This window comes from uncultured Planococcus sp. (genome assembly GCF_947501725.1).
GTDB lineage: Bacteria > Bacillota > Bacilli > Bacillales_A > Planococcaceae > Planococcus > Planococcus donghaensis_C.
The window spans coordinates 1-4,056 of sequence record NZ_CANMXD010000027.1 but is presented as its reverse complement, the minus strand read 5'-3'; the positions used below and the strand labels follow the sequence as shown (position 1 = coordinate 4,056).

Sequence of the window (4,056 nt, the reverse complement as noted above, 5' to 3'; positions counted from 1 at the left end):
ATCAGTAGTTTTGCGCGGGCCGTTTTGCGCGGCCGTTGCTGTTTGTTGACGTTTTGCTGTTCAGTTTTCAAGGTTCAGGTTTAAAAAATTGGAGCGGGTGGGGGGAATCGAACCCCCATCATCAGCTTGGAAGGCTGAGGTTTTACCACTAAACTACACCCGCATATATTATATAGAAGAAAAATAATGGTGCGCCCGAGAGGACTCGAACCTCTAACCGCTTGATTCGTAGTCAAGTACTCTATCCAATTGAGCTACGGGCGCATTAGAGCTTTATGGTGCGGCCGAGAAGAGTCGAACTTCCACGGGATTTCTCCCACTAGGCCCTCAACCTAGCGCGTCTGCCATTCCGCCACGACCGCATTGAATTAATTTTTAGGGACAAATTCTATTATACTGCATCTTCATTTCAATGTCAATGAGAGATTAGAATTTCTAATTCATTCGTCGTTACGCTTAAATAATAATGGCTGGGGTACCTGGATTCGAACCAGGGCATGACGGGATCAAAACCCGTTGCCTTACCGCTTGGCTATACCCCAATAAAAAATGGCGGTCCCGACCGGGATCGAACCGGCGATCTCCTGCGTGACAGGCAGGCATGTTAACCGCTACACCACGGGACCATTTGGTTGCGGGGGCAGGATTTGAACCTGCGACCTTTGGGTTATGAGCCCAACGAGCTACCGAACTGCTCCACCCCGCGACAATAATATAGATGTTGTTTTTCATTAGAGTTACTTCACAGCCTAGATTTGTTTCGGCTACGCCAACAGCAAGCCTGGCCTGCAACATCTCCAAAAGCAATCATTCGTTTTTCATACTTGTTGGCTCATGTGTTAGTGTACCACAGAAGTTATCCAAATATAACTTTTCAGATTAATTGCTGTTTATAAAATGGTGACCCCTACGGGATTCGAACCCGTGTTACCGCCGTGAAAGGGCGGTGTCTTAACCGCTTGACCAAGGGGCCATGAATGGCTCCGAAGGTAGGACTCGAACCTACGACCATCGCATTAACAGTGCGGTGCTCTACCACTGAGCTACTTCGGAATAATGTTTAAGTACTTGTCGACTTTTTCTATTATAAAGAGCTCTGAGAGAATCGTCAATACCTTTTTCATTTATATTTGTTATTTGTTTTTCTTTATTGAATCTACAGTGAAGAATAATAATTCAAAAAAAGAAACTGCCCTATGCTGGACAGTTACTTTCCTTGAGGAATATTATTGCGCTATTAGCTTTCCTGAGCAGCGACCACATCGGTAACGCTCTGTATTCATCCGGATCTTTCTTCTGTAATTCGTTTCGCATGCTACACATTGATAGACATAAGACTTGGATGAACGCCGTTTCGTCTTGTTTTCAAGCGTAGAGCAAAAACGCGGCGAGCCTGTTTCCTTCAGCAATTCTCTAAAATCCCGATCACGGTGCTTATAGCCTCTTCCTTCTATATGAAGATGGTAATGGCATAGCTCATGTTTGATGATGCCTTCAAGCTCAGCATATCCAAACTTCTCGTAGGAGCTTGGATTGATTTCGATATTATGGGATCTTAACAGGTATCTGCCTCCTGTGGTCCGCAATCTCGCATTGAAAATACCCTCATGCCGGAATGGCTTGTGAAAGCTCGTCAATGAGATTTCCTTGATAAGTCCTGTCAGTTCTTCGTTCGTCATGTTAACTCCCCTATTTTTAAAGTTAAAGGGTCTGCTCTTTCGGCTGGAGCATCGTCAAAGCAATACGTCCTTTGTCTTTCTCCACTTTCTCCACCCAGGCAGTGACGATGTCTCCAACTGCCACCACTTCCAGCGGATGCTTTACAAAGCCTTTTTTCAATTTCGAGATGTGCACCAAACCATCCTGCTTCACACCGATATCAACAAAGGCGCCAAAATCCACTACATTGCGCACAGTTCCCTGCACTTCCATCCCTGGAAGCAGGTCTTCCATTTTCAGAATATCGTTTTTCAATAAAGGCTGCGGGAATTCGTCACGCGGATCGCGGAATGGTTTCTTCAACGCATCCAGGATATCTTTTAAGGTAATTTCTCCGACGTCCCATTTCTCACTCAGCTCTTTCAGCTCGAGCGCTTCAAGTTTTTCAGAGATACCGGCTTTTCCGACAGATTTCTTATCTTCTCCGACAAGTTTCAATAGCTTCTCGGCAATATCATAGCTCTCCGGATGAATGCCTGTTGCATCCAATGGATTTTTGCCTTCCGGAATCCGGAGGAACCCAATTGCCTGTTCATAGGTTTTCGCTCCTAAGCGCGGGATTTTCTTCAGCTGGACGCGCGACGTAAAGCGACCATTTTCATCCCTGACCTTGATGACATTTTCCGCAACAGTTTTACTCAAGCCCGCTACGTATTGCAACAAGGAAGAAGAGGCTGAATTGACGTTGACGCCGACCTGGTTGACGGCTGTTTCGACAACAAAAGTCAGTTGATCCGCTAATTTCTTCTGGGAAACATCGTGTTGATACTGGCCGACACCGACCGCTTTGGGATCGATCTTCACCAGTTCAGACAATGGATCCTGCAGACGGCGCGCAATTGAAGCCGCACTCCGCTCTTCAACTTTCAAGTCTGGAAATTCTGCTCGTGCAATATCGGAGGCCGAATAGACACTCGCGCCTGCTTCATTAACGATGACATAGGAAATATCCGCCGAAGTTTCCGACAGGAAGTCTGCAACAAACTGCTCGGTCTCACGAGAAGCTGTCCCATTGCCGATTGCCATGATTTCAATCGGATACTTGGATGTCAGACGCTCCATGATTTTCTTCGAACCAGCTTGGTCTGATTTTGGGGGATGCGGATAAATAACTGCCACTTCCAACAACTTGCCCGTTTCATCGATGACTGCGAGTTTGCAGCCTGTCCGATATGCCGGGTCTACACCCAATACCATTTTGTTTTTCATCGGTGGCTGCAATAAAAGATTCCGCAAGTTCTCTGAGAAGATGTGAATCGCCTGGGTCTCCCCTTTTTCGCTCAGTTCAGTCCGGATTTCCCGCTCCACTGACGGTTGAATCAGCCGCTTATAACTGTCTTCAATTGACGCAGCCACCACTTCACTTGTAGAACGCGCCTGTTTCATCCATTTGTTTTTCATCAATGTTACGATTCGGTCGTCCGGTGGATGGATGGAAACTTTCAGCACATCTTCTTTTTCGCCGCGATTGATCGCCAAAATTCGGTGCGGCACAATTTTCTGGATAGCTTCTTCGTATTCGTAATACATTTGGAAGACTTGTTTTTCATCTTCATGATTTTTCTTGGCGACGGTGGCGATTGTCCCGTCTTTTCGAGTCATATAGCGAATTTTTTCGCGGATATCCGGATCGTCGGCAAATAATTCCGCTAAGATATCCTGCGCTCCTTGGATTGCTTCTTCAACTGATGCGACACCCGCTTCTTCATTTACGAACGCCTGCGCTTTAGCCGTTAGTTTTTCATCGCCGGGTTCCATCAGCCAATCCGCTAACGGCTGGAGACCTTTTTCTTTTGCAATGGTCGCTTTGGTTCTCCGTTTTTGTTTGTATGGCCGGTATAAATCTTCAACGCGCTGCAGGACCGTGGCATTGTGAATCGCCTTTTCCAGTTCATCTGTCAGCTTTTCCTGTTCCGTTATGGAACGGATAACATCTATTTTCCGCTGCTCTAAGTTCTGAATGTATGTATACCGGTCATCGATTGCTTTAATCTGCACTTCATCCAAAGATCCAGTTGCCTCTTTACGGTAACGTGCGATAAACGGCACGGTGTTGCCATCTTCAATCAATGCGATGACTTGCGCGACCTGATTGTTACGCACACCCGTTTCTTTAGCGATTAATGTATGAATCTGCTGCATTTCCATCTAGACACTTCCCTTCAGTTCCTTTCTATTTTAACACATAGAGAAATGCGGAAGCGTCCATGTAGCTCTGACCGGCATTAACAGCAGAACATAAAAAAGAAGCCTCTCTTGACTGAACCGCACCCCAAATGGTAGACACTTTAAAAAAGTGACCCATTTGGGGTTTTTTCTGTTTTCTGACCCCGGTAT

Annotated in this window: 2 protein-coding genes and 8 tRNA genes; all 10 read right to left on the bottom strand. The window is 46.1% G+C overall.

Annotated features, from left to right (window positions below; translation table 11 throughout):
* Positions 1-89 precede the first annotated feature (89 nt).
* Positions 90-163 (bottom strand) — tRNA-Gly (locus Q0785_RS20185).
* Positions 164-187: 24 nt separating this feature from the next.
* Positions 188-264 (bottom strand) — tRNA-Arg (locus Q0785_RS20180).
* Between the two features lie 12 nt (positions 265-276).
* Positions 277-362: transfer RNA gene (locus tag Q0785_RS20175), tRNA-Leu, on the bottom strand.
* 105 nt (positions 363-467) lie between these two features.
* Positions 468-542, bottom strand: a tRNA-Gln gene (locus Q0785_RS20170).
* An 8-nt stretch (positions 543-550) separates the two neighbouring features.
* A tRNA-Asp gene (locus Q0785_RS20165) sits at positions 551-626 on the bottom strand.
* A 3-nt stretch (positions 627-629) separates the two neighbouring features.
* A tRNA-Met gene (locus Q0785_RS20160) sits at positions 630-706 on the bottom strand.
* A 192-nt stretch (positions 707-898) separates the two neighbouring features.
* Positions 899-973: transfer RNA gene (locus Q0785_RS20155), tRNA-Glu, on the bottom strand.
* Positions 974-978: 5 nt separating this feature from the next.
* Positions 979-1,053 (bottom strand) — tRNA-Asn (locus Q0785_RS20150).
* 173 nt (positions 1,054-1,226) lie between these two features.
* Positions 1,227-1,679: a SprT family protein gene (locus Q0785_RS20145; RefSeq protein ID WP_223636840.1), complete on the bottom strand. Its 453-nt coding sequence runs from the start codon at positions 1,677-1,679 to the stop codon at positions 1,227-1,229.
* Between the two features lie 22 nt (positions 1,680-1,701).
* A complete protein-coding gene (locus tag Q0785_RS20140) occupies positions 1,702-3,867 on the bottom strand; it encodes a Tex family protein (protein ID WP_298834601.1) in 2,166 nt (721 codons plus the stop codon).
* Between the last annotated feature and the right edge of the window lie 189 nt (positions 3,868-4,056).

Coding starts and splice junctions, on each gene's coding strand:
- Q0785_RS20145 (WP_223636840.1), bottom strand. CDS start 1,679: ATGACGAACGAAGAACTGACAGGACTTATCAAGGAAATCTCATTGACG.
- Q0785_RS20140 (WP_298834601.1), bottom strand. CDS start 3,867: ATGGAAATGCAGCAGATTCATACATTAATCGCTAAAGAAACGGGTGTG.